Raw genomic sequence first — 520 nt, forward strand, 5'->3', positions numbered from 1 at the left:
TCCCCGGATGCCTTGTGAATAGCGGTGAAATTCCAATCGAACCTGGATATTGCTGGTTCTCCTCGAAATAGCTTTAGGGCTAGCGTGTGATGTTAAACTTTGGTGGTAGAGCACTGAATATGGAATGGCGGCGCCTAGCTGTACTGACTATAATCAAACTCCGAATACCATTGTGTATTATCATGCAGTCGGAACATCGGTGATAACGTCGATGCTCGCGAGGGTAACAACCCAGATCGTCAGCTAAGGTCCCAAAATTTATGTTAAGTGATAAAGGTTGTGAGGTTTCTCAAACAACTAGGAAGTTGGCTTAGAAGCAGCCATCTTTTAAAGAGTGCGTAATAGCTCACTAGTCAAGAGACCTTGCGCCGACAATGTAACGGGACTAAACATAATACCGAAGCTACGGGCATTATTAAATGCGTTAGAGGAGCGTTCTAAGGACGGCGAAGCTAAACCGTGAGGATTAGTGGAGTGCTTAGAAGTGAGAATGCCGGTATGAGTAACGATTCAGAGTGAG

At 45.2% G+C, this 520-nt stretch carries 1 rRNA gene; it reads left to right on the forward strand.

The annotated features are described in order from the left end of the window. Positions 1-520: ribosomal RNA gene (locus DKP76_RS18940) — 23S ribosomal RNA — on the forward strand; the annotation flags it as partial.

It is taken from the genome of Falsochrobactrum shanghaiense (genome assembly GCF_003149535.1).
In the GTDB taxonomy this organism is placed as follows: domain Bacteria; phylum Pseudomonadota; class Alphaproteobacteria; order Rhizobiales; family Rhizobiaceae; genus Brucella; species Brucella shanghaiense.